This is a genomic window from Pseudomonas sp. Emmai (assembly GCF_055179735.1).
The window spans coordinates 1,775,696-1,798,786 of the sequence record NZ_CM143685.1 but is presented as its reverse complement, the minus strand read 5'-3'; the positions used below and the strand labels follow the sequence as shown (position 1 = coordinate 1,798,786).

Genomic DNA, 23,091 nt, shown 5'->3' with positions numbered 1-23,091 from the left:
CGCTGCCGAAGGCTGCGATCTTTTTTGCGGCCTTCACGCTAGCCCCGCGACTCAACCCCCAACTCATCCCACACCGATTCCGCCAAATGGAACGTGGCATTCGCCGCCGGGATCCCGCAGTAGATTGCGCTCTGCATGATCACTTCCTTGATCTCGCCACGGGTCACGCCGTTATTGGCGGCGGCGCGCAGGTGCAGTTTGAGTTCTTCGTTGCGGTTCATGCCGATCAGCATGGCGATGGTGATCAGGCTGCGGGTGTGGCGTTCCAGGCCCGGGCGGGTCCAGATGTCGCCCCAGGCGTGGCGGGTGATCATTTCCTGGAACTCCGAGTTGAACTCGGTCAGGGCGTTCAGGCTGCGGTCGACATGGGCGTCGCCCAGTACTGCGCGGCGCACTGCCAGACCCTCGTCGTAACGTTGTTTCTCGTCCACACATTTCCCCTCAAGACTTCGACAAAAACGCCAGCACCCGCTCGCTGAACGCGGCGCCGGCCTGAGCGTTGGACAGGTGCGCGGCGTAGAACTCGGCGTACTCGGCGCCCGGCACGTGGGCCTGGATAAAGTGCCCACCGGACGGCGGCGTGACGGCATCTTCGGTGCCGGCGATCACCAGCAGCGGCACCTTGATCGACGACAGCTGATCACGGAAATCCGCATCGCGCACGGCGGCGCAATTGGCCGCATAACCTTCAGGTGACGTGGCGGCGAGCATGTCTGTGATCTTCTTCGCCGCCGCCGGATTGGCTTCGGCAAAATCCGGGGTGAACCAGCGCGCAATCGAGGCATCACGCAACGCAACCATGGCCGCCGAACCGTCACGCAACACGGTTTCGATCCGTGGGTTCCACACCGATGGATCGCCGATTTTCGCCGCGGTGTTGCACACGATCAGCTTGTTCAGACGCTCGCCCGCGTTGATCCCCAGCCATTGGCCGATCAAGCCGCCCATGGACAGGCCACAAAAATGCGCGCGCTCGATGTGCAAGGCATCCAGCAGCGCCAACACGTCGTGGCCCAGTTGCTCAATGCTGTAAGGCCCCGGCGTGACCAGCGACTGGCCATGGCCACGGGTGTCGAAACGCAGCACCCGGAACTGCTCCGTGAACGCCGCAATCTGTGAGTCCCACATGTGCAGGTCGGTGCCCAAAGAGTTGGACAACACCAGCACCGGCGCATCTTCCGGGCCATCTAGCTTGTAATGCAGTTCGCCCTCGGCGAGTTGTACGAATGCCACGGCAGCCTCCTTCAGGCAGTCAACGCAAAATGTTCAGCCACCGCGCGCTCGACCCAGGTACGGGCCTGGCCGAGGTACTGGGCAGGGTCCAGCAGTTGGTCCAGTTCAGCGTCCGACAGTTGCGCCGTCACTTGCGGTTCATCGCCGAGGACGGCGCGCAAATGGCGTTGCTCGGCCACCGCGCGTTTGCAGCAGTGTTCCAGCAGATGATGCGCGGTCTCGCGACCGACCCGTTGCGCGAGGACGATGCTCACCGCTTCGGCCAGCACCAGGCCCTGGGTCAGGTCGAGGTTGCGCGCCATGCGCTCAGCATCCACTTCCAGCCCATCAGCCACCAGTAGCGCCTGTTTCAGACTGCCAGACACCAGGCAGCAAATCTCCGGCAGGGTTTCCCACTCGGCATGCCACAGGCCCAGGCTGCGTTCGTGCTCTTGCGGCATGGCGCTGAACAGGGTCGAGAGCAACCCCGGCACCCGGGTCGCCGCGCCGATCAACACCGCCGCGCCGACGGGGTTGCGCTTGTGCGGCATGGTCGAAGAACCGCCCTTGCCCGGCGCCGCCGGTTCGAACACTTCGCCGGCTTCGGTCTGCATCAACAGGCTGATGTCGCGACCGAATTTGCCGAGGCTGCCGGCGATCAGACCGAGCACAGAACCGAACTCCACCAGGCGATCACGCTGGGTGTGCCAAGGTTGTTCCGGCAAGCTCAACTGCATCTCTTCGGCCAGGGCGCTGGCAATCGGCATGGCCTGCTCGCCGAGGGCCGCGAGGGTCCCGGAGGCACCACCGAATTGCAACACCAACAGCCGTGGCTTGAGTTCGCGCAAGCGCTGGCGGCTGCGGGTCACGGCGCCGAGCCAGCCGGCGATCTTCATGCCGAGCGTGACCGGCGTCGCGTGTTGCAACCAGGTGCGCCCGGCCAACGGCGTGGCAACGTAGCGCCGGGCCTGGGTCGCGAGGATTTCCCCGAGCTGTGCCAGATCGCTTTCGATCAGCGCCAGGGCCTGGCGCAATTGCAGCACCAGGCCTGAATCCATCACGTCCTGACTGGTCGCGCCCAAGTGTACGTAACGCTCGGCTTCGGCATCGTTCGCCGCAATCTGTTTACCCAAGGCCTTGACCAACGGAATCGCCGAATTCCCCGCCGTGGCTATCGCTTCACCGAGGGCGGCGAAATCGTAATGCCCGGCCTGGCAGGCGGCTTCGATAGCCGCGACTGCGGTGTGCGGGATCAGCCCGACCCGCACTTCGGCCCGTGCCAGCGCCGCTTCGAAATCGAGCATGGCCTGGACCCGGCCCTGATCGCAGAACACTTCACGCATATCGCGGGCAGTGAAATAGGCATCGAACAATTGATTGTTCGGTCGCTGGTTCATAAAAAGTCCTTGGAGGCGTGGGCCGAGCGGGCCCACGCGTAGGGATCAAAGGTCGTGGTGCAAATACTTCGCCTGTTTCGGCAAGCGCAGACTGAACAGAAACGCCACCGCCATCATCACCGTGACGTACCAGTAGAAGGAGTTTTCCATGCCCACGGCTTTCAGGCTCAGGGCTACGTATTCCGCCGAACCGCCGAAGATCGCATTCGCCACGGCGTACGCCAGGCCGACGCCCAATGCGCGCACTTCCGGCGGGAACATCTCGGCTTTGACCAGGCCGCTGATCGAGGTGTAGAAACTGACGATCGCCAGCGCCACGGTGATCAGCACAAAGGCCAGGAATGGGCTGCTGACGCTTTTCAGGCTGAGCAGGATCGGCACGGTGAACAAGGTCCCGAGGGCGCCGAACCAGAGCATCGAGTTACGCCGGCCGATCTTGTCCGCGAGCATGCCGAACAGCGGCTGCATGCACATATAAAGGAAGAGCGCGCCGGTCATGATGTAGCTGGCGGTCTTGGCGTGCATGCCGGCGGTGTTCACCAGGTATTTCTGCATGTACGTGGTGAAGGTGTAGAAAATCAGCGAACCACCGGCCGTGTAGCCAAGCACGGTGATGAACGCGGCCTTATGGTCGCGGAACAGCGCCATGATGCTGCCGGCGTCTTTGTTTTCACGCATTTCCTTGTTGGTGGTTTCTTTGAGCGAACGACGCAGGAACAGCGAGATAAGCGCCGCCACGGCACCCACCACAAATGGGATCCGCCAGCCGTAGGCGCGCAAATCATCTTCGGTGAGGAACTGCTGCAGGATCACCACCAGCGACACCGCGAGCAATTGCCCGCCAATCAGCGTCACGTACTGGAACGAGGCGAAGAAACCGCGCTGGCCCTTGAGCGCCACTTCGCTCATGTAGGTCGCGGTGGTGCCGTACTCGCCACCCACCGACAGGCCCTGGAGCAGGCGCGCGAACAGCAGCATGATCGGTGCCCAGACGCCGATGTCCTTGTAGGTCGGCAGGCAGGCGATGAGCAGCGAGCCGAAGCACATCATCAGAATCGAGATCAGCATCGAATTCTTGCGCCCGTGCTTGTCCGCCACGCGACCGAAAATCCAGCCACCAATGGGCCGCATCAGGAACCCGGCAGCGAACACGCCGGCGGTGTTGACCAGTTGGACCGTGGGGTTGTCGGACGGGAAAAACGCCGGGGCGAAATAGATGGCGCAGAAGGCATACACGTAAAAATCGAACCACTCGACCAGGTTGCCGGACGAGGCGCCGACAATGGCGAAGATGCGCTTGCTGCGCTCTTCCCCGGTGTAGTGTTCGGTAGCAGCGGTAGTCGTTGTCATTGTTTTTCACTCAATGGGGACAGTGAGAGTCTAGACACACTTCGCAACAGTCCTGTTCCACAGATGCATTACTTGAGCGCAACACCGTCCCTGTGGCGAGGGAGCTTGCTCCCGCTCGACTGCGCAGCAGTCGCAAAAACGGCCAACGCGGTCAGCCTGATACACCGCGCCAACCGGGACAGGGCTTGCTTCGCAAGCCAGCAGGAGCAAGCTCCCTCGCCACAAAAGCAACGATCACTCAGTAGTCGAAGAACACCGTCTCCGCATCGGTCCCCTGCAAAATCACGTTCCACTGATAAACACCCGCCGCATCCGCCTTCGCCAGCAACGTGCCACGACGCTCGGCCGGCACGCACTCCAACAACGGATCCGCCACGTTCGTCGGCTCGCCATCAAAGTAAATCCGCGTCAGCAGGTGCTTCACCAACCCACGGGCAAACACCAGCACCACCAGATGCGGCGCCTGGGTCGTGCCGTTGAGGCCTTGCACCGTACCGGGCTTGATCGTGGTAAAGCGAAACCGCCCTTCCCCGTCCACCGGCACTCGGCCGAAGCCTTCGAAGTTCGGGTCCAGGGGTTTGTCCTGATCGTCTTCCGGGTGGTCGTACTTGCCGGCGGCGTTGGCTTGCCAGACTTCCAGCATGGCGTCGTTCACCACATCGCCATTGCCGTCGATCACTTGCCCGGTGATCGCCACGCGCTGGCCCAGGGTTTGCTCGACGGTCAGGTCTTCGCGGTTCAGCCAGGTCAGGCCGATGTGGTAGTACGGCCCGACGGTGTGGGACGTGGTCGCGTTCAGCGTCATCTTATTTCTCCATCGGCGTGGCATCGCGGCCGCGCAAGACGATGTCCCAGCGATAACCGAGGGCATAGGAAGGGATGGTTTTTTCCAGATCGAAACTGGCGATCAAGCGCTCTTTGGCGCGGGTATCGGGCACGCAGTTGTAGATCGGGTCGTAGGCCAGCAGCGGATCGCCCGGGAAATACATCTGAGTCACCAGCCGCGTGAGGATGCTCGGCCCGAACAACGAGAAATGGATGTGCGCCGGGCGCCAGGCGTTGTGGTGATTGCCCCACGGATAAGCGCCGGGCTTGATGGTCTGGAACTGATACCAGCCATCGGCGTCAGTCACGGTGCGGCCGGTGCCGGTGAAGTTCGGGTCCAGCGGCGCGTCGTGCAGATCGCGGGCATGGTTGTAGCGCCCGGCGGCGTTGGCCTGCCAGATCTCCACCAGAATCCCCGGTACCGGCAAGCCGTCTTCATCGAGCACGCGGCCGTGGATGATGATGCGCTCGCCCAAGGGCTCGCCGGCGTGTTGGGCGGTCAGGTCGTTATCGCGTTCGTTGATGCGTTCGGCGCCGATGGTCGGACCGGTGATTTCCGACAGCGAATGGGGCAAAAACACCAACGGCTTGGACGGGGCGCGACGGTTGGTGGATTGATAGGTCGGGTGCAGGTATTGCGGCTGAGTGCCTTCCTTCGGACGACGGTAACCAGGCTTGTCAGTCATTTCGCTTTTCCTCTGTTCTTATGAGTCGGCGGCTGTCAGACGCGTTCGATCGCCAGGGCCAGACCCTGGCCAACGCCGACGCACATGGTCGCCAGACCTTTCTTGCCACCGGTCTTTTCCAGTTGATGCAATGCCGTCAGTACTAGCCGCGCGCCGCTCATGCCTAATGGATGGCCCAAGGCAATGGCGCCGCCGTTTGGATTGACCTGAGTCGCATCGTCCGCAATGCCCAGTTCCCGCAACACCGCCAAACCCTGGCTGGCGAAGGCTTCGTTGAGCTCGATCACGTCGAAATCGCTGACGGCCAGGCCGAGACGTTCGGTGAGTTTGCGCACGGCGGGGACCGGGCCGATGCCCATGATGCGCGGGGCAACCCCGGCACTCGCCATGCCAAGCACTTTGGCCCGGGCGGTCAGGCCGTGTTTCTTCACGGCTTCGGCGGACGCGAGGATCAGCGCCGCAGCGCCGTCGTTCACGCCCGAGGCATTGCCGGCGGTGACGGTTTTGTCCGGTTCGTTGACGGGCTTGAGTTTGGCCAGTGTTTCCAGGGTGGTATCGGCACGCGGATGTTCGTCCTGGGTGACGACGGTTTCCCCTTTCTTGTGGGCAATCCGCACTTCAACGATTTCTTCAGCGAAAAATCCTGCGGCTTGCGCGGCAGCCGTCCGCTGCTGACTGCGCAGGGCGAAAGCGTCCTGATCCTCGCGGGACACTTCATAGTCGTCAGCCACGTTGTCGGCGGTTTGCGGCATCGCATCGACGCCGTACTGGGCTTTCATCAACGGGTTGATAAAACGCCAGCCGATGGTGGTGTCTTCGAGCTTCATGTTGCGCGAGAACGCCGCGTCGGCCTTGCCCATCACGAACGGCGCGCGGGACATCGACTCGACGCCGCCGGCAATCGCCAGTTCCATCTCACCGCTGGCGATGGCGCGGAACGCGGTGCCGATGGCGTCCATGCCCGAGGCGCAGAGGCGATTGAGCGTGACGCCGGGAATGCTTTCCGGCAGCCCCGCCAACAACAGCGCCATACGCGCGACGTTACGGTTGTCTTCACCGGCCTGGTTGGCACAGCCGAGGAACACCTCGTCCACCGCGCTCCAGTCCACCGAGGGGTTGCGTTCCATCAGCGCCTTGATCGGTACGGCAGCCAGGTCGTCGGCGCGCACCGCCGACAAGCCACCACCGAAACGGCCAATGGGGGTGCGAATCGCGTCGCAGATATAAACGTCACGCATCAGGCTTCTCCGGGGGCTTGGCCGTGGGCGGCGGCAGTGCGGGCTTCCAGATCCCTTAAGGCTTTGAGTTCAATCTCGGTCGGCTCAGCAGTGTTTTCAACATGCTCGGCAAAACGAATCGCCCAACCAGTGGCCGCCGTGACTTGCTCGCGGGTCACGCCGGGGTGCAGCGCGGTGACCACGAATTCATGGGTTTGCGCCTCGGGCTCCATGATGCACAGGTCGGTGATGATGCCGACCGGTCCGGCGCCCGGCAGCCCCAGACGCTTACGCGAATCGCCGCCCTCGCCATGGCCGACCGAGGTGATGAAGTCCAGTTTGTCGACAAACGAACGCGCCGACTGTTTAAGGATGATCAACACGCTCTTGGCCGAGCCGGCAATTTCCGGCGCGCCACCGGCACCCGGCAGGCGGACTTTCGGCTGGTGATAATCGCCCACGACCGTGGTGTTGATATTGCCGAAGCGATCAACCTGCGCCGCGCCGAGAAAACCGACGTCGATGCGCCCGCCCTGCAACCAATAGCGAAAAATCTCACCGGTCGGCACGACGGTGTCGGCGGTTTCCGCCAGCTCACCGTCACCGATCGACAGCGGCAGTACGCTTGGCTTGGCACCGATCGGCCCCGATTCGTAGATCAGGACGACATCCGGCGAAGACGTCAGCCGCGCCAGGTTGGCCGCTTTCGACGGCAGGCCGATGCCGACGAAGCACACCGAACCGTTCTTCAAACGGCGGGCGGCGGCGACGGTCATCATTTCATTGGTGGTGTAGGTCATTACTTGGCCTCCGAAGCAGCGGCCAGCTTGGCCTGGAACTCACTGAAGTCAGCGCAGCCGTGGATGTACTCGTTGATCCACGCGGTGAAGGTGTCGCGGTCCCGGGCAATCGGGTCCCAGGCCTGATAGAAGCGGTTGTCACGCTCGTTGTAACCGTGGGCGTAGGACGGATGCGCACCACCAGGGACGTGGCAAACCGCGCTCAGGGCCCAGGTTGGCAGCACACACGAGTTCATCGGTGCATTGAGATCGTCGACGATTTCTTCAACGGTGACGATGCAGCGCTTGGCCGCCAGCGCGGCTTCTTTCTGTACGCCGAGAATGCCCCACAGCAGCACGTTGCCTTTGCGGTCGGCTTTCTGCGCGTGAATCACGGTGATGTCCGGGCGCACCGAAGGCACGGCGGCCAGCACTTCGCCGGTAAATGGGCAGGTCACGGTCTTGATCAGCGGGTTGACCTTCGGCAGGTCGGAACCGGCGTAGGCCCGCAACACTGCGAACGGTAGGCCGGAAGCGCCAGCGACGTAGGCATTAGCCAGGTCGGCGTGGCTGTGTTCTTCGATTTCCAGTGGGTGCGGCCACTGCTTCTCGACGGCGTCACGCAGTCGGTGCAGCGAACCCACGCCGGGGTTGCCGCCCCAGGAGAAAATCAGCTTGCGAGCACAACCGGCACCGATCAACTGGTCGTAGATCAGGTCAGGCGTCATCCGCACCAGCGTCAGATCTTTCTTGCCCTGGCGAATGATTTCATGACCCGCCGCCGTCGGAATCAGGTGAGTGAAGCCTTCGAGCGCGACGGTGTCGCCGTCGTTGACGAATTGCTTCACCGCGTCGTGCAGCGAAAGGATTTCAGCCATGGGGCAGGCTCCCGTTTTGTGTGAACCGACAGTGGAAGAAAAGGGCGCGAGGTTCAGCGCCGGAGTCACTGAAGAGTAAGCCTGAGAAAATCGTCAAACAATCCGATAATCGACTGAGTGTTCGTTTATCGAACAGATTGTTGTTTGGCTATCGATCCTTAAAAGCTTCGCGGGCAAGCCCGCTCCTGCAGAATTGGCGCATGTCGTACGCACACCTAAACCTGTAGGAGCGAGGCTTGCCCGCGAAGAGGCCCTCAAAGCCAATAGAGATTCCTGAGCCTGTCCTCAGGTCGCATCCGCATGACTGACCATGCCCTTGATCACCACCGCCGTGGTCGCCAATGCCGCCGGAATCACCAGCGCCGTCAGCACCTGTTCGAAATTCCAGCCCAGGCCCAACAATGTCGCGCCCATCCACGCCCCGAGGATCGCGCCGAAACGGCCAATCCCGAGCATCCACGACACGCCGGTCGCCCGGCCTTGGGTCGGGTAAAACCGCGCCGCCAGGGAAGGCATCGCCGATTGCGCGCCGTTGACACACATTCCGGCCACCAACACCAAGGTCGCCAACACCGTGATATGCCCCAGGCTCTGCCCGACGGCGTAGGCAAACACCCCGGCCAGCAGGTAGAAAGTGCCGATGACCTTGTGGGGATTGAACCGGTCCATCGCCCAGCCCACACCGACGGCGCTCAGCACCCCGCCGAACTGGAACAGCGCGCCGATAAACGCCGCCTGCTCCATGCTCGCGCCGCTGTCACGCATCAGCGTCGGCAACCAGCTGGTCAGTAAGTAAACGATCACCAGCCCCATGAAGTAGGTCAGCCACAGCAGCAAGGTGCCGGTGCTGTAGGTGCCGGAGAAAATCACCGCGAACACATTGCGCGCCTTCACGGTTTTCTGTTCCGGCACGCTGAAGCTTGAGGCCTGGGCCACCGCCACCGGGTCGATCGGGGCCAGGGTTTTGCGCACTTTGTCGGTGCCGCGGTTACGGACGACAAGGTAACGCGCCGATTCCGGCAGCCAGAACAGCAAAACTACCGCCAGGATCAGCGGCAAAATCCCACCGATCAACAGCAGGCTGTGCCAGCCGAACGCCGGGATCAATTTGGCCGAGATAAACCCGCCGCCGGCCATGCCGAGGTTGAAGCCGCAGAACATGCTGGTCACCAGCAGGGATTTCTTGCGCTCCGGGGTGTATTCCGACAGCAGCGTGGTGGCGTTCGGCATGCCGGCGCCCAGGCCCAGGCCGGTGAGGAAACGCAGCACCAGCAATTGATCGACGTTGCTGCTGTAGGCCGAGGCCAGGCTGAAGATGCCGAACAGAAATACCGCGCCGACCAGTACGATTTTTCGCCCGAAGCGGTCAGCCAATGGGCCGGAACCGAGTGCGCCGAAGACCATGCCGATCAGCGCGGCACTCATCACCGGGCCGAGGCTGGCGCGGTCGATGCCCCAGTCCTGGGACAGGGCTGGCGCAATGAAGCCCATGGCCGCGGTGTCGAGGCCATCGAGGAAAACAATCAGGAAACACAGGATCACCACTCGCCACTGGTAGCGCGAGATGGGTTGGGCATTGATGAAGGACTGCACGTCGAGGCAGTTTCCTACAGCAGACTGAGGCTGATTCATTGTTTTTATTCCACGCCAGGGACGCGTGGCCTCTTCTCATTATTATGGGGGTCATCGTCCGGCGTGACCGAGGGTCGACCGCGCCGGATGACGCTGCCGCGACATTAATGATCCGAGGGAAAGAGCGTCAATTCGATAAACGCAACTCTGTGCGTTTATCGAACAGCTTAGGCAAACAGCTGCGCGCTGAGATCGCGGCTGGCACTCAACAAACCGGGGAGGAAGCGTTGTTCCAGCTCATTGCGGCTGACGCGTCCGGCGTGGGTGCTGACGTTGAGTGCCGCCACTACCTGGCCGGACGCGTCATACACCGGCACCGCAATTGAGCGCAGGCCCTGTTCCAGTTCCTGATCGACGATGCACCAGCCTTGCTGCCGAACTTCTTGCAGGCATTCGAGCAACGCTTCGGGGGTGTGCAGGGTGCGGCTGGTCTTGGCTTGAAACTCCGCGTGATCGAGGTATTCGCCCAGGCTCGTGTCATCCAGCGCGGCCAACAGGATCCGGCCCATGGACGTGCAATAAGCCGGCAACCGCCCGCCCACCGACAAGTCCACGGAAATCAGGCGCTGAGTGGTGGCCGAACGGGCGATGTACAGAATGTCATCACCTTCCAGGGTCGCCATATTGCAGGCCTCATGGAGTTGCTCGCTCATGCGGTCGAGGTACGGCTGGGCGGAAACTGCGAGCGGCGTCGAGGATAAATAGGCATGGCCGAGTGTCAGGACTTTGGGCAGCAGCGAATAGGTCCGACCGTCCGTGGTGGCGTAGCCGAGTTTGATCAGGGTGTGCAGGCAACGTCGGACGGCGGCGCGGGGAATTTCCGTGCGGTGGCTGATCTGGGCGATGGTCAGGTGGCGCTTGCGCTCCTGGAACGCCTGCACCACCGCCAGGCCACGGGCCAGGGACGTCATGAAGTCCGGGTCGCCAGTCAGGGCCTGGATTCGCTTGGCTGGCGAGGCGACGATCGGCGGCGCCACTGACGCGAAGGAATTGCGCATTTGATCGTTCATATCAGGTCCTTTTCCTACACGGCTCAGTGGCTATTACAAGCGGCTCAAGCCCCGTACACAAGCCACGAGCGACAAGATTGGGCGATTATCGAACCATCGACCGATAATCGCAATCGACACACCCTTACCGTCAAGCGCGGGCGGCAATGTTAGATGTTGTCACTATTGAACGGTTGCCGACTGTTAAAGGGCAAAGTAATGAAGCGAACTTGTCCGACTTGTTGGCGCCAGAAACAGGTCACTGAAAAGTCGCATCCTGCATACTCTAAATACTCATAAAGTTACGAGTAACAAAATCATCACATGCCAGGAAGCACTTTTAACTCCCTGGTGATAGTGTTCTTCGAATCGACGGCTATAATGCACCTCAGTGGCCCGCCGGTTTCTTACTTGCCGATTACGCCACCCGGAGCGCGATGTCCCATCGCCGCCGCCCGCAGCAAGCGCCTGACGCTCATTTGATATGCACCGCCAACGCGCTGGCTGAAACAGGATACTGAAGCTACGTCAGCTGTATTTATCTGGTGCCGTGGCCGCCTGCAACATGGAAGTGTTGATCATTAGGTCGTTAAAAAGCCGATACCCCGTCAGGTATTGTCCTTTCGACGAACGTGGTCAATAAACTTGAAGCAGCGCGTTTCACCAGAATTTATCTCAACTCAATCAGGTAGCACTGTGACGAAAGACGAACTGCGCGCGGAACTTGAGCGCCAGGAACAACGTTACAAGGATGTTTACGGCGGGGAAGTCACCACCTACGCCGCCCAGCCCGAACCGGAACGCAAGCCCTGGCGTAAACGCGCCACCGTTCAAGATCAGGCATTCACCCAGGAACTGCAGAAGATGGAAAAGGAACTCAAAGCCGAAGAGCCTTGACCGCCTCGGCCTGAATCCTTCAAGGGCCTGCGTTTGCATCCGCTAAAAGCGCGGTGTTTCGACGTTGCCTTTCGCGCCCGCTACCAGCGGGCAGCGGCCACCTCACCCTCTGGATGAGGCAAATGGCGCATGTCCGACCCTCTTCTCAGAAATTTCATACAACCTTCTGCGCCTCTCGCACCGACGAGAAAAACCCGCGTGCTTGTTGGCTTTTCAAAGAAAATCAATGAGTTGCAAAACCCGGTAAAAACCTCGGGCTTAGGGCTTTGCGACAAACTAATTCGTTGAAGAATGTTACCGATGAGCAGCTAGTGCATCGATTCCTAGTCTTTTCTGGCATAATCGCGCCCCCTTACGACCGGGTCAGAAAACCTTCATGATCGATTTATTCAGCGGACTGGATGCTTGGGTGCTTGTGAGCCTCTTGCTCGCCCTGGCCTTTGTCCTCGCCTTCGAGTTCATCAACGGCTTTCATGACACTGCAAACGCGGTGGCCACTGTTATCTACACCAAAGCCATGCCGCCTCATCTGGCGGTGTTCTTTTCCGGTGTGTTCAACTTTCTCGGCGTTTTGCTGGGCGGTGTTGGCGTGGCGTATGCCATCGTCCATCTGCTGCCGGTAGAGCTGCTGATCAATGTGAACACCGGACACGGACTGGCCATGGTGTTCTCGTTGCTCGCCGCCGCCATCACCTGGAACCTGGGCACCTGGTACTTCGGTATCCCGGCCTCCAGCTCCCACACGCTGATCGGTTCGATCCTCGGTGTCGGCCTGGCCAACGCCCTGATCAACGACATTCCGTTGGCCGATGGCGTGAACTGGCAGAAGGCGATCGATATCGGCGCTTCCCTGGTGTTCTCGCCAATGGCCGGCTTTATTGTCGCCGCGCTGGTGTTGATCGGCCTTAAATGGTGGCGCCCGTTGTCGAAGATGCACAAGACCCCGGACCAGCGCCGCAAGCTCGACGACAAGAAGCACCCGCCGTTCTGGAACCGCCTGGTCCTGGTGATATCGGCCATGGCCGTGAGCTTCGTCCACGGTTCCAACGATGGCCAGAAAGGCATCGGCCTGATCATGCTGGTGTTGATCGGTATCGTGCCGGCGCAGTTCGTTCTCGATCTGAGCAGCACCACTTACCAGATCGAACGGACTCGCGATGCGACCCTGCACTTGAGCCAGTTCTACAAGCGCAATGCCGACACCCTGGGTGAATTCCTGGCGCTGGGCAAAAGCGTGGAAGGTGATCTGCCGGAGAAATTCCGTTGCAACCCGCAACAGACCGAACCGACCATCAGCGCGCTGCTCGACACCCTCAAGGGTGTAGCCGATTACCACTCGCTGACGTCGGAAAGCCGCATCGAAGTGCGTCGCTACCTGCTCTGCCTGGATGACACGGCACGCAAGGTTGCCAAGCTGCCAGGCCTGCAAGCCCGTGAAAAAGCTGACCTGGACAAACTGCGCAAAGACCTGACCACCACCACCGAATACGCGCCGTTCTGGGTGATTCTGGCGGTTGCACTGGCCCTGGGCCTGGGCACCATGGTTGGCTGGAAGCGCGTGGTGCTGACCATCGGCGAGAAGATCGGCAAGCAAGGCATGACCTACGCTCAGGGCATGTCGGCTCAGATCACCACCGCCTGCATGATCGGCCTGGCCAACATCTTCAGCCTGCCGGTGTCCACCACCCACGTCCTGTCTTCGGGCGTGGCCGGCACCATGGTCGCCAACAAAAGCGGCCTGCAAGGTGGTACCGTCAAGACCATCCTGCTGGCCTGGGTCCTGACCCTGCCCGCCACCGTGGCCCTGTCGGCCGGCCTGTTCTGGCTGGCGTCGAAGGCACTGGGTAGCTGATACATCGCTGCAACGAAAAAGGCGCGTTCCGTAAGGTTCGCGCCTTTTTCATGCCTGCTGATTTCTCCCAAACACCCCAATGATCGTTCCCACGCTCTGCGTGGGAATGCCGCCATGGACGCTCCGCGTCCACCTGTGACGCGGAGCGTCACGGGATTCATTCCCGCGCAGAGCGTGGGAACGATCATGTACCGATAGATTTTCGTGGACGAAAAAAAGGGCAACCGAAGTTGCCCAAAATGCCTTGCGTGCTCATTGCTCTGGAAAGAACTACGGTTTGCGCTTATGCGAATCCTTCCAGATGAAATATCCAAACCCTGCAAAAAACAGAACCATGAGGCCGACTGTCAGCACTCCGGCGATCACCACGTTGTCGAAAAACATGACTGGCCTCCTGCACTTGCCCTGTTGCGATGGAGCTAAGTTAACCAATCGGGCAGGAGAGAAAATTGACCGGGATCAATGTCGCCCGCGACGGGGCGTAAAGGAGGGGAAATAACTGACCTGCATCAATCGATGCAGGGGGTATCAACGCTTTTTCGGTTTGTTTTTCGGCTTTTTCTTCGCTTTACCCAACGGCATGGCCTGCTCGAAAGCCTGGCGCACTTCGTTCAGGCGCTTGTCGTTGAGGTCATGAACCCGCTTGGCGCGTTCGGCATTAAGGTCGATCAGTTTGTCGTCTTGGCTCATGGCGTTCAGTGCATCGCTGGAAAAGGACGTTCAGTCGGGATTGCGTCAATAATGCGGTGTGTCGCCCGCGCTGACCAGTCACCCCGCTGAACATGGCCTTAACAAAATATGTGCTCGCGCGGATTTTCACCGCACAATCGGCCCGTTGCGATGAACCCAAAGGACCCTACCGTGGAATTGCACCAGGATCTGCCGCCCTTGATGGCTCTGCGCGCCTTCGAGGCCGTGGCGCGGCATTTGAGTTTTAACAAGGCGGCCGATGAGCTGTCGGTGACCCAAAGTGCGATCAGCCATCAGGTGCAGAAACTTGAGCAGTTCCTCAACCAGCGGCTGTTTATCCGACGCACCCGTGCGATTGATCTGACGCCAGCCGGCGAAACCTATTACCGCCAGATTCAGCCTGCCCTGGAATCCATTGCCTCGGCCACCCGCGAACTGCGCGGTGACGAACAACAGGAAACCACCCTGCGCATCGGCCTGCTCGCTTCGTTCGCCACCCTGTGGCTGGCACCGCGCCTGGCCAGTTTCAATACGCGTTACCCGCACATTCATGTGGAACTGCTGCCGTCGGTGCAACTGGCCGACGTCAATGGCGGCGAAGTGGACCTGGCGATCCGTTACGGCAAGGGTGGCTGGCCCAAGGTTCAAGCCCGACGTTTCATGGGGGAAACGATCACCCCGGTGTGCAGCCCGGCATTCAAGGCCCAGGGCGTCGGCCAAGGCCCGCTGCTGATGGCCAAGTCCTACCAGCCATTCGAGTGGATCGACTGGAGCGCCCACAACGGCATCGACATCACCCACTACCCCAGCGTGATGCTCCACGATTACAACATCGTCGTTGAAGCCGCCGTGGCCGGCCAGGGCATCGCCATGGGCCGCCGGCACTTGATCGAACGTCGGCTGAAGGAAGGCGTGCTGGTCGAAGCCTTTGATACCCCGCCGTTCACCAACGAGATCGGCTATTGGCTGGTCACCCCCGAGCGCCCGCCCAGCCCTGCCGCCGAATGCTTTGCACAATGGCTGGATGAAACTTCAGACACATGAGTTATTTGAATACGTCGGATTAAATCTATCCGTTTGTCGCGCCCGCGCGAGGCCAACATGCTGAACCCTTCATTCAGGAGGATTCACCATGACTGATTCACTCGCCCAACGGGTCCAGCAACTCGGCTTGACGTTGCCGACCCCGAGCCAACCAATCGCCAACTACGTCAATCACGTGGTCAGCCAGAATCAGCTGTTCATTTCCGGGCAGATTCCATTGCTCGATGGCAAACCAACCTTTATCGGTCGACTGGGGGAGGCGATCTCCGAGGAAGAAGGCGCTAACGCCGCCGAACTGGCCGCACTGGGCTTGCTTGCCCAACTGAGCAATGCGCTTGGTGATGACTTGAATAAACTGGTGCGCCTCATCCGCCTCGGCGTATTCATCGCCAGCGCCGGTGATTTCAAGAGCCAGGGCTTGGTGGCCAACGGCGCCTCCAACCTGCTGGTCAACGCCCTCGGCGAGAAAGGCAGACACGTGCGCACGGCGGTCGGCGTTTCCAGCCTGCCCGGTGGCGTGGCGGTGGAAATCGACGCGATTTTCGAGCTTAAGCCATGACACCTGCTGAAGTGGCGCGTTTGCGGGCGGCCACACCCGGTTGCGCCAGCGTGATTCACTTCAACCACGGCGGCGCTTCGCTGCCGACCCAGGCCACCCTCGACGCCATCCTCGGGCAACTGCAACGCGAAGCCCTCGGCGGTCCAATGGAGGCCGCCGATCAAGGCATTCAGGCTCGCGCCCGGGCAGCGGCGGCCACCCTGCTCAACAGCGTGCCCGAAGCCATCGCCTTCGCCAGCAGCGGCTCGGCGGCCTGGGGCATGGCGTTCAATGCGCTGGGGCCGTGGCAACCCGGCGAACGGATTCTGGTCGGTCGTCACGAATGGGGCGGCAATCTGGCCTGCATCGCCCAGGCCGTAAAAGCCGGGGCGCGATTAGAGGTGATCCCTTGTGACAAGACCGGTGCGGTCTGCGTGACCGCCCTTGAGCAAATGATCGACCACAAGGTGAAGCTGATCGCCCTGACCTGGTTGCCCGCCAACAGTGGCCTGATCAACCCCGCCGAGGCGATCGGCGCGGTGGCGCGCCAACATGGCATCCCCTATTTCATCGACGCCGGCCAGGCGCTGGGGCAACTGCCCTGCGATGTACAGGCGTTGAATTGCGATGTGCTCAAGGGCGCCGGGCGCAAATTCTTGCGCGGGCCGCGCGGTACAGCGCTGCTGTATATCCGGCCGGGATTCATGGAACGGCTCAAACCCACGCAACTGGATGTGCTGTCGGCGCCGTGGGATGGCCAGGGCTTTACGCTGCGCAACGACGCCCGGCGCTTCGAAACCAGCGAAGTGTCGGTGGCGTTGCTGGCCGGGCTGGCCAATGCGCTGGAGGAATGCAATGGCCTGGGCCCGGCAAACATTCGTCGGCGGATCGATTCGCTCAGCCGGGGTTTGCGCAAAAACCTCACAACGATCCCCGGCCTGACACTGCACAACCTCGGCCCCACCGACCATCAATCCGGGCTGATCGCGTTTACGCTGGAAGGTTGGGACAGTGTCGAATTGAAGCTAAGGCTGGCACGGCACGGGATCAACATAGGCGCCAATGGCGTGGCTTATACGCCGCTGGACATGCAGGCCCGAGGCCTGGAGAGCATTGCGCGGATTGCCGTGAGTTACTTGAACACCGAGGAGGAGATTGAACGGTTGCAGGGGTGTTTGCGGGAATTGGCCGAAGAACGCGACGGCTGAAAAAGATCGCAGCCTTCGGCAGCGCCTTGGGGGATTGCGAGTTTTTAGCAGGCGCGTTGCGCCAGGCTAGATCTGGATATCAACCCACAGGCCCTGGCGCGGCTCGTCTTCGATCAGCGGTGCGACCGGCACGGTGTTGTCGGCGTTGAGCTCGTCGCCGGGGATCGCCAGGTGCACTTCGGGATCTGAGTCAGCTTCCTGGCGACGGCGATCCTGCTCCTGCCGACGGCGCTGTTCTTCGCGCAGTTGCAGGGCGGCCTCTTCCGGGTCGCGTCTTTTCAGGTCGATCGTGGTTTCGCTGGAGCTTTCCTGCACGGGCACGACCGGCGCAATGTCCGGGCGCTGGCGGATCGGATCGTGCTGTGAGGTGATCGGCACGGCACTCAAGGGCAGCATCGGTTGCAGCATAATTATTAGTCTCCTGTCTTCAGGCTGTCGGCTGCGCGGGGGGCGACTTGAGCCATCGGTCGCAAAGTTGTGAACCAGCGCACGCACACGCAATGATGTTTTATCCGACCACACAGAACCCAGGTGTTCCCGAACATCGAAAATTCAGGGCCTTCACCGGCGCCGACGCGAGTTATCCTTTGGCCCTGAAGGCTCATTCCGTTAAGATAGCCCGCTTTTTCAAGGTGGGAGTCAGGCAGCATGGCGCAGCAGTATCAACCGGGGCAACGCTGGATTAGTGACAGCGAAGCCGAGCTGGGTTTGGGCACCGTTCTGGCACAGGACGGCCGCTTGTTGACCGTGCTCTATCCGGCCACTGGCGACACTCGTCAGTACGCGCTACGGAATGCGCCCCTCACACGTGTGCGGTTTTCCCCGGGTGACTCGATCACTCACTTCGAAGGCTGGAAACTGACCGTACAGGAAGTCGACGATGTCGATGGCCTGCTGGTCTACCACGGCCTCAACGCGCAGAACGAAGTGGTGACCCTGCCGGAAACCCAACTGTCGAACTTCATTCAGTTCCGTCTGGCCAGCGACCGTCTGTTCGCCGGGCAGATCGACCCGCTGGCCTGGTTCTCCCTGCGTTACCACACCCTGGAACACACCAGCCGTCAGTTGCAGTCGTCCCTTTGGGGCCTGGGCGGCGTGCGTGCGCAGCCGATCGCGCACCAGTTGCACATCGCCCGTGAAGTCGCCGACCGGATCGCCCCGCGCGTCCTGCTGGCGGACGAAGTGGGCCTGGGCAAGACCATCGAAGCCGGTCTGGTGATCCATCGCCAACTGCTGTCGGGTCGCGCCAACCGCGTGCTGATCCTGGTGCCGGAAAACCTGCAACACCAGTGGCTGGTAGAAATGCGCCGCCGCTTCAACCTGCAAGTCGCGCTGTTCGACGAAGAACGCTTCATCGAAAGCGATGCCGCCAACCCGTTCGAAGACACCCAGCTCGCCCTCGTGGCGCTGGAGTGGCTGGTGGACGACGAGAAGGCCCAGGACGCGCTGTTCGCCGCCGGTTGGGACTTGATGGTGGTCGACGAAGCTCACCACCTGGTGTGGCACGAAGAAAAGGCCAGCGCGGAATACTCGCTGGTCGAGCAACTGGCCGAAGTCATTCCCGGCGTGTTGCTGCTCACCGCGACCCCGGAACAACTGGGCCAGGACAGCCACTTCGCACGTCTGCGCCTGCTCGATCCGAACCGTTTCCATGACCTGCACGCCTTCCGCGCCGAGAGCGAAAACTATCGCCCGGTGGCCGAAGCCGTTCAGGAGTTGCTGGATAAAGGGCGCCTGTCGCCTGAAGCGCACAAGACCATCCACGGTTTCCTCGGCAACGAAGGCGAAGCCTTGCTCACCGCCGTCAACGATGGCGACGTCGAAGCCAGCGCCCGCCTGGTGCGCGAGCTGCTCGACCGCCACGGCACCGGCCGCGTGCTGTTCCGCAACACCCGCGCCGCCGTGCAAGGGTTCCCGGAGCGCAAACTGCATCCGTACCCGTTGCCGTGCCCGGACGAGTACCTCGAACTGCCGTTGGGCGATCACGCCGAGCTGTACCCGGAAGTCAGCTTCCAGGCCCAGCCGGACGCCAACGAAGAAGAACGCTGGTGGAAATTCGACCCCCGCGTCGAGTGGCTGATCGACACCCTGAAGATGCTCAAGCGCACCAAAGTGCTGGTGATCTGCGCCCACGCCGAAACCGCCATGGACCTGGAAGACGCCCTGCGCGTGCGTTCCGGCATCCCGGCCACGGTGTTCCACGAGGGCATGAACATTCTCGAACGTGACCGCGCCGCCGCCTACTTCGCCGACGAAGAATTTGGCGCGCAAGTGCTGATCTGTTCGGAAATCGGCAGTGAAGGTCGCAACTTCCAGTTCTCGCACCACCTGGTGCTGTTCGATCTGCCGTCGCACCCGGACCTGCTGGAGCAGCGGATCGGTCGTCTGGACCGGATCGGCCAGAAGCACATCATCGAGCTGCACGTGCCGTACCTGGAAACCAGCCCCCAAGAGCGCCTGTTCCAGTGGTATCACGAAGCGCTGAACGCCTTCCTCAACACCTGCCCGACCGGCAACGCCTTGCAGCATCAGTTCGGTTCGCGCCTGCTGCCGCTGCTGGAAAACGCCGACGACGGCGAATGGCAAGCGCTGATCGACGAGGCTCGCGGCGAGCGTGAGCGTCTGGAAGCCGAACTGCACACTGGTCGCGACCGCTTGCTGGAACTCAACTCCGGCGGTTCGGGTGAAGGCGATCAGTTGGTTGAGGACATTCTTGAGCAAGACGATCAGTTCGCCCTGCCGATCTACATGGAAACCCTGTTCGATGCCTTCGGTATCGACAGCGAAGACCATTCGGAAAACGCGCTGATCCTCAAACCGAGCGAAAAAATGCTCGACGCCAGCTTCCCGCTGGGCGACGACGAAGGCGTGACCATCACTTACGACCGCAACCAGGCGCTGTCTCGCGAAGACATGCAGTTCATCACCTGGGAGCACCCGATGGTGCAGGGCGGCATGGACCTGGTGTTGTCCGGCTCGATGGGGAACACCGCCGTGGCGCTGATCAAGAACAAGGCGCTGAAACCCGGCACCGTGTTACTGGAACTGCTCTACGTCAGCGAAGTGGTTGCCCCGCGCTCGCTGCAACTGGGTCGTTATCTGCCGCCGGCCGCCCTGCGCTGCCTGCTGGATGCCAATGGCAACGACCTGTCCGGTCGCGTGTCGTTCGAAACCCTGAACGACCAACTGGAAAGCGTGCCCCGCGCCAGCGCCAACAAGTTCATCCAGGCCCAGCGCGATCAGTTGACGCCACGGATCAACGCCGGCGAAGAAAAAATCACCCCGCGTCACGCCGAGCGTGTGGCTGAGGCGCAGCGTCGCCTGGCCGCCGACACCGACGAAGAACTGGCGCGCCTGACCGCGTTGCAAGCGGTCAACCCGACCGTGCGCGACAGCGAACTGGTGGCCCTGCGCAAACAGCGCGAGCAAGGTTTGGCCATGCTCGACAAGGCTGCGTTGCGACTGGAAGCGATTCGGGTGTTGGTAGCGGGTTAAGTCCCCTGCTCCACCGCTGAAACAAAAAAGGCCCGCCGTGATGCGGGCCTTTTTTGTGCGTCAGCACACACCATTGTGGCGAGGGAGCTTGCTCCCGCTCGGCTGCGAAGCAGTCGTCGCTGTGAGATTTCAGGGCCGCTTCGCGCCCTAGCGGGAGCAAGCTCCCTCGCCACAGGTGTTGTGTTCGCTCCGGTTACGCGGTGACGGCAGGGATTTGCGGCTCGACCACCGCCACCAACCCCTCCTTCATCCGCTTCGCATCGCGCACAAAACACCGCGATGCCATAAACAGAAACACCATGGTGAGAAACAGCGCTACCGGGATCAGGTACATCGCGTCGTGCAGCCCGACCGCTTTGAACGCCTCGGTCATCTCCACGGCGCCTGCCGCCAGCATCGTCGTGTTGGCGAAGTGATCGGACAAACCACCGACCACCACCGGCCCCAAACCACCGCCCAGCAAATACAGCCCGGCAAAGAACAACGCCATCGCCGTGGCCCGCAGACGCGGTTCGACCACGTCCTGGATCGCCGTATAAACGCAGGTGTAGAAGTTGTAGGCGAACAGCCAACCCAGGCTGAACACCGCGACAAACACGCCAATTTCGATGCGCCCGGCATGCAGCGCCCAAGCGGTGCATACCGTGGAGACGATCAAACTGAACGCGGCAAACAATAGTCGACCGTTGGCGACGCGTTGGTGGATCTTGTCGGCAATCAAGCCGCCCAACGTCAGGCCGAACAATCCGGTCACGCCGACGATGACCCCGGTGGCCACCGCCGCTTCATGCAAGGGCATCAGGAAATAGCGCTGCAACATCGGCACCAGGAACGAGTTGCAGGCATAGGTCGCAAAGTTGAAACACAGCCCGGCCAGCACCAGCCACAGGAACGTCGGCACCGCCAGCACGCGGCGGATCGGCCGGTCCACGCGCTCCTGGGACACTTGCACGCTTTCCGCCGCGCCGCGTTTCGGCTCCTTGATGAAGAACATGAAGATCGCCAGGACCAGCCCCGGCACCGCCGCGATAAAGAACGGGGCGCGCCAACTGTCGAAGGTTTTGACCATCCAGCCGATGGTGAAGAACGCCAGCAGCAAGCCCAGCGGCAGCCCGAGCATGAAAATCCCCATGGCCCGCGCGCGTCGGTGCGCCGGGAACAGGTCACCAATCAGCGAATTGGCGGCCGGTGCGTAACTGGCTTCGCCGATGCCGATGCCCATGCGCACCAGCAGGAACGTCCAGAAATTGCCCACCAACCCGTTGACGGCGGTCAGCCCGCTCCATACCGCCAGCCCCCAGCCCATCAATTTGGCCCGGGAACCGGTATCGGCCATCCGCCCCAGCGGCAGGCCGGCAATGGCGTAAACGATGGTGAAGGCCGTGCCGATGATCCCCAGTTGAAAGTCGCTCAGGTGCCATTCCATGCGAATGGGCTCGATGATGATGGCGGGGATGGTGCGGTCGAAGAAGTTGAACAGGTTGGCCAGGAACAGCAGGAACAGAATGCGCCAGGCATTCGCCGCTTGGGTCGAGTTCTGCATGGGGTCCGTCTCTTTTATTGTTATGAAGGCGTCGCTGCCCCCGGAAACTGCAATCTAGTCAGGCGCGCGCGGCCTGTCTGTGATCATTCGCCAGCCTGATATCAGCCAATGCCACACACGCCCCCTGTAGGAGCGAAGCTTGCTCGCGAAAGCGGTCGTTCAGTCAACATGTTCGTTGGCAGACAGTCGCTTTCGCGAGCAAGCTTCGCTCCTACAGGTGCCGGGGAATTTCAAGCCAATCGGCTGAAAAATATACCTGCACACCCCCCTTCCCAAGTCCGGGCCGAAGCCTAGAATAGCGACCTGTTCTCCCCCACCGTTGCCCCCATCCCTCTTTGACTATCGCCCATGTCCGAAGCCAGTCCGTGTCTGAATTGCGGTGCCTGCTGTTCTCATTTTCGCGTGTCTTTTTTCTGGGGTGAATGCACCTCGGCCGGTGGGACGGTGCCCGACGAACTGGTCGCGCCGATCAGCCCCAGTCGAGTCGCGATGCTCGGGACAGACTGCAAACCCACCCGCTGCACCGCCCTGGTCGGCGAGGTGGGCAGCACCGTGCAGTGCTCGATTTACGATCAGCGTTCCAGCACGTGCCGGGAGTTCGACGCCTCCTGGGCCAATGGCGAAGCCAACGTGGATTGCGATGCGGCGCGGGCGGCATTCGGCCTGCCGGCCCTGCATCCCGACGTTGAAATACCTTATGAGCAGAGCGCCTGAAACCTAGCGCCAATCGTTATAACGCCAATACCAAAATCATTAGCGTCAACTTGCCACTACGTCTTGCGCTCTGTACATGGCCTCTATACTCCAAAGCATTCGCCGGCGTTGATGATGCCGGCCAAGATGACTCTGAGACAGGACG

Annotated in this window: 22 protein-coding genes; 7 read left to right on the top strand and 15 right to left on the bottom strand. The window is 61.4% G+C overall.

Annotated elements, in window-relative coordinates; genetic code table 11:
* Positions 1-38 precede the first annotated feature (38 nt).
* The 11 genes from pcaC to pcaR all read right to left on the bottom strand — a co-directional run bounded on the left by pcaC (position 39) and on the right by pcaR (position 10,986).
* Entirely contained in the window at positions 39-431 is a 393-nt protein-coding gene (gene pcaC, locus ACY4LX_RS08025) for a 4-carboxymuconolactone decarboxylase (RefSeq protein ID WP_149657258.1), read from the bottom strand.
* 10 nt (positions 432-441) lie between these two features.
* Entirely contained in the window at positions 442-1,233 is a 792-nt protein-coding gene (pcaD, locus tag ACY4LX_RS08020; protein WP_463259617.1) for a 3-oxoadipate enol-lactonase, read from the bottom strand.
* Between the two features lie 11 nt (positions 1,234-1,244).
* Entirely contained in the window at positions 1,245-2,609 is a 1,365-nt protein-coding gene (locus tag ACY4LX_RS08015; protein ID WP_463259616.1) for a 3-carboxy-cis,cis-muconate cycloisomerase, read from the bottom strand.
* A 45-nt stretch (positions 2,610-2,654) separates the two neighbouring features.
* Positions 2,655-3,959 (bottom strand): MFS family transporter, encoded by a 1,305-nt coding sequence (locus ACY4LX_RS08010; protein WP_463259615.1) that lies wholly within the window; start codon positions 3,957-3,959, stop codon positions 2,655-2,657.
* Between the two features lie 238 nt (positions 3,960-4,197).
* On the bottom strand, positions 4,198-4,764 hold the full coding sequence (gene pcaG, locus ACY4LX_RS08005) for a protocatechuate 3,4-dioxygenase subunit alpha (RefSeq protein WP_463259614.1): 567 nt from the start codon (positions 4,762-4,764) through the stop codon (positions 4,198-4,200).
* Position 4,765: 1 nt separating this feature from the next.
* On the bottom strand, positions 4,766-5,470 hold the full coding sequence (pcaH, locus tag ACY4LX_RS08000; protein WP_463259613.1) for a protocatechuate 3,4-dioxygenase subunit beta: 705 nt from the start codon (positions 5,468-5,470) through the stop codon (positions 4,766-4,768).
* Between the two features lie 35 nt (positions 5,471-5,505).
* Complete coding sequence (pcaF, locus tag ACY4LX_RS07995) at positions 5,506-6,711, bottom strand: 3-oxoadipyl-CoA thiolase (RefSeq protein ID WP_463260573.1); 1,206 nt, start codon at positions 6,709-6,711, stop codon at positions 5,506-5,508.
* Positions 6,708-7,487: a CoA-transferase subunit beta gene (locus ACY4LX_RS07990; protein WP_149657265.1), complete on the bottom strand. Its 780-nt coding sequence runs from the start codon at positions 7,485-7,487 to the stop codon at positions 6,708-6,710. Before ACY4LX_RS07990 ends, pcaF begins: the two co-directional genes overlap by 4 nt.
* Positions 7,487-8,344 carry a CoA transferase subunit A gene (locus ACY4LX_RS07985; RefSeq protein WP_054046891.1) on the bottom strand — a complete coding sequence of 286 codons (858 nt, stop codon included), beginning with the start codon at positions 8,342-8,344 and terminating at the stop codon, positions 7,487-7,489. The genes ACY4LX_RS07990 and ACY4LX_RS07985 overlap by 1 nt, the downstream gene beginning before the upstream one ends.
* Positions 8,345-8,629: 285 nt before the next feature.
* Positions 8,630-9,976 carry a 4-hydroxybenzoate transporter PcaK gene (pcaK, locus tag ACY4LX_RS07980; RefSeq protein WP_149657267.1) on the bottom strand — a complete coding sequence of 449 codons (1,347 nt, stop codon included), beginning with the start codon at positions 9,974-9,976 and terminating at the stop codon, positions 8,630-8,632.
* A gap of 167 nt (positions 9,977-10,143) precedes the next feature.
* A complete protein-coding gene (pcaR, locus tag ACY4LX_RS07975) occupies positions 10,144-10,986 on the bottom strand; it encodes a pca regulon transcriptional regulator PcaR (RefSeq protein ID WP_149657268.1) in 843 nt (280 codons plus the stop codon).
* Positions 10,987-11,661: 675 nt separating this feature from the next.
* Between pcaR and ACY4LX_RS07970 the strand changes: the two genes are divergently transcribed.
* The gene (locus ACY4LX_RS07970) at positions 11,662-11,862 is read left to right on the top strand and encodes a hypothetical protein (RefSeq protein ID WP_133837358.1); all 201 of its coding nucleotides are present in this window, start codon (positions 11,662-11,664) and stop codon (positions 11,860-11,862) included.
* 376 nt (positions 11,863-12,238) lie between these two features.
* Positions 12,239-13,714, top strand: a complete 1,476-nt coding sequence (locus tag ACY4LX_RS07965; protein WP_133837357.1) for an inorganic phosphate transporter — start codon at positions 12,239-12,241, stop codon at positions 13,712-13,714.
* Between the two features lie 270 nt (positions 13,715-13,984).
* Here the strand turns inward: ACY4LX_RS07965 and ccoM are convergent, their stop codons facing one another.
* Positions 13,985-14,098 carry a cytochrome c oxidase subunit CcoM gene (gene ccoM, locus ACY4LX_RS07960; RefSeq protein WP_054046898.1) on the bottom strand — a complete coding sequence of 38 codons (114 nt, stop codon included), beginning with the start codon at positions 14,096-14,098 and terminating at the stop codon, positions 13,985-13,987.
* Positions 14,099-14,242: 144 nt separating this feature from the next.
* A complete protein-coding gene (locus ACY4LX_RS07955) occupies positions 14,243-14,404 on the bottom strand; it encodes a hypothetical protein (RefSeq protein ID WP_008016476.1) in 162 nt (53 codons plus the stop codon).
* A gap of 171 nt (positions 14,405-14,575) precedes the next feature.
* On the opposite strand from ACY4LX_RS07955, the gene ACY4LX_RS07950 reads away from it, so the two are divergent.
* The 3 genes from ACY4LX_RS07950 (at position 14,576) to ACY4LX_RS07940 (ending at position 17,194) form a co-directional block, all read left to right on the top strand.
* The gene (locus ACY4LX_RS07950; protein WP_149657270.1) at positions 14,576-15,448 is read left to right on the top strand and encodes a LysR substrate-binding domain-containing protein; all 873 of its coding nucleotides are present in this window, start codon (positions 14,576-14,578) and stop codon (positions 15,446-15,448) included.
* Between the two features lie 88 nt (positions 15,449-15,536).
* Positions 15,537-16,007, top strand: coding sequence for a RidA family protein (locus ACY4LX_RS07945; RefSeq protein WP_149657271.1), 471 nt, complete (start codon positions 15,537-15,539; stop codon positions 16,005-16,007).
* Positions 16,004-17,194 (top strand): aminotransferase class V-fold PLP-dependent enzyme, encoded by a 1,191-nt coding sequence (locus ACY4LX_RS07940; protein ID WP_463259612.1) that lies wholly within the window; start codon positions 16,004-16,006, stop codon positions 17,192-17,194. The genes ACY4LX_RS07945 and ACY4LX_RS07940 overlap by 4 nt, the downstream gene beginning before the upstream one ends.
* A 66-nt stretch (positions 17,195-17,260) precedes the next feature.
* Here the strand turns inward: ACY4LX_RS07940 and ACY4LX_RS07935 are convergent, their stop codons facing one another.
* Entirely contained in the window at positions 17,261-17,602 is a 342-nt protein-coding gene (locus ACY4LX_RS07935) for an aspartate-semialdehyde dehydrogenase (RefSeq protein WP_149657273.1), read from the bottom strand.
* A 240-nt stretch (positions 17,603-17,842) separates the two neighbouring features.
* Here ACY4LX_RS07935 and rapA point away from each other — a divergent pair, with 240 nt between their 5' ends.
* Positions 17,843-20,689 carry an RNA polymerase-associated protein RapA gene (gene rapA / locus ACY4LX_RS07930; protein ID WP_149657274.1) on the top strand — a complete coding sequence of 949 codons (2,847 nt, stop codon included), beginning with the start codon at positions 17,843-17,845 and terminating at the stop codon, positions 20,687-20,689.
* A gap of 193 nt (positions 20,690-20,882) precedes the next feature.
* Here the strand turns inward: rapA and ACY4LX_RS07925 are convergent, their stop codons facing one another.
* Positions 20,883-22,232 carry a spinster family MFS transporter gene (locus tag ACY4LX_RS07925; protein ID WP_463259611.1) on the bottom strand — a complete coding sequence of 450 codons (1,350 nt, stop codon included), beginning with the start codon at positions 22,230-22,232 and terminating at the stop codon, positions 20,883-20,885.
* A gap of 348 nt (positions 22,233-22,580) precedes the next feature.
* On the opposite strand from ACY4LX_RS07925, the gene ACY4LX_RS07920 reads away from it, so the two are divergent.
* Complete coding sequence (locus ACY4LX_RS07920; RefSeq protein ID WP_463259610.1) at positions 22,581-22,946, top strand: YkgJ family cysteine cluster protein; 366 nt, start codon at positions 22,581-22,583, stop codon at positions 22,944-22,946.
* The last annotated feature ends 145 nt before the right edge of the window (positions 22,947-23,091 follow it).

Coding starts and splice junctions, on each gene's coding strand:
- ACY4LX_RS07945 (WP_149657271.1), top strand. CDS start 15,537: ATGACTGATTCACTCGCCCAACGGGTCCAGCAACTCGGCTTGACGTTG.
- pcaG (WP_463259614.1), bottom strand. CDS start 4,764: ATGACGCTGAACGCGACCACGTCCCACACCGTCGGGCCGTACTACCAC.
- ACY4LX_RS07920 (WP_463259610.1), top strand. CDS start 22,581: ATGTCCGAAGCCAGTCCGTGTCTGAATTGCGGTGCCTGCTGTTCTCAT.
- ACY4LX_RS07940 (WP_463259612.1), top strand. CDS start 16,004: ATGACACCTGCTGAAGTGGCGCGTTTGCGGGCGGCCACACCCGGTTGC.
- ACY4LX_RS07965 (WP_133837357.1), top strand. CDS start 12,239: ATGATCGATTTATTCAGCGGACTGGATGCTTGGGTGCTTGTGAGCCTC.
- pcaH (WP_463259613.1), bottom strand. CDS start 5,470: ATGACTGACAAGCCTGGTTACCGTCGTCCGAAGGAAGGCACTCAGCCG.
- rapA (WP_149657274.1), top strand. CDS start 17,843: ATGGCGCAGCAGTATCAACCGGGGCAACGCTGGATTAGTGACAGCGAA.
- ACY4LX_RS07955 (WP_008016476.1), bottom strand. CDS start 14,404: ATGAGCCAAGACGACAAACTGATCGACCTTAATGCCGAACGCGCCAAG.
- ccoM (WP_054046898.1), bottom strand. CDS start 14,098: ATGTTTTTCGACAACGTGGTGATCGCCGGAGTGCTGACAGTCGGCCTC.
- ACY4LX_RS07935 (WP_149657273.1), bottom strand. CDS start 17,602: ATGCTGCAACCGATGCTGCCCTTGAGTGCCGTGCCGATCACCTCACAG.
- pcaR (WP_149657268.1), bottom strand. CDS start 10,986: ATGAACGATCAAATGCGCAATTCCTTCGCGTCAGTGGCGCCGCCGATC.
- ACY4LX_RS08015 (WP_463259616.1), bottom strand. CDS start 2,609: ATGAACCAGCGACCGAACAATCAATTGTTCGATGCCTATTTCACTGCC.
- ACY4LX_RS07925 (WP_463259611.1), bottom strand. CDS start 22,232: ATGCAGAACTCGACCCAAGCGGCGAATGCCTGGCGCATTCTGTTCCTG.
- ACY4LX_RS08010 (WP_463259615.1), bottom strand. CDS start 3,959: ATGACAACGACTACCGCTGCTACCGAACACTACACCGGGGAAGAGCGC.
- ACY4LX_RS07990 (WP_149657265.1), bottom strand. CDS start 7,487: ATGACCTACACCACCAATGAAATGATGACCGTCGCCGCCGCCCGCCGT.
- ACY4LX_RS07985 (WP_054046891.1), bottom strand. CDS start 8,344: ATGGCTGAAATCCTTTCGCTGCACGACGCGGTGAAGCAATTCGTCAAC.
- pcaK (WP_149657267.1), bottom strand. CDS start 9,976: ATGAATCAGCCTCAGTCTGCTGTAGGAAACTGCCTCGACGTGCAGTCC.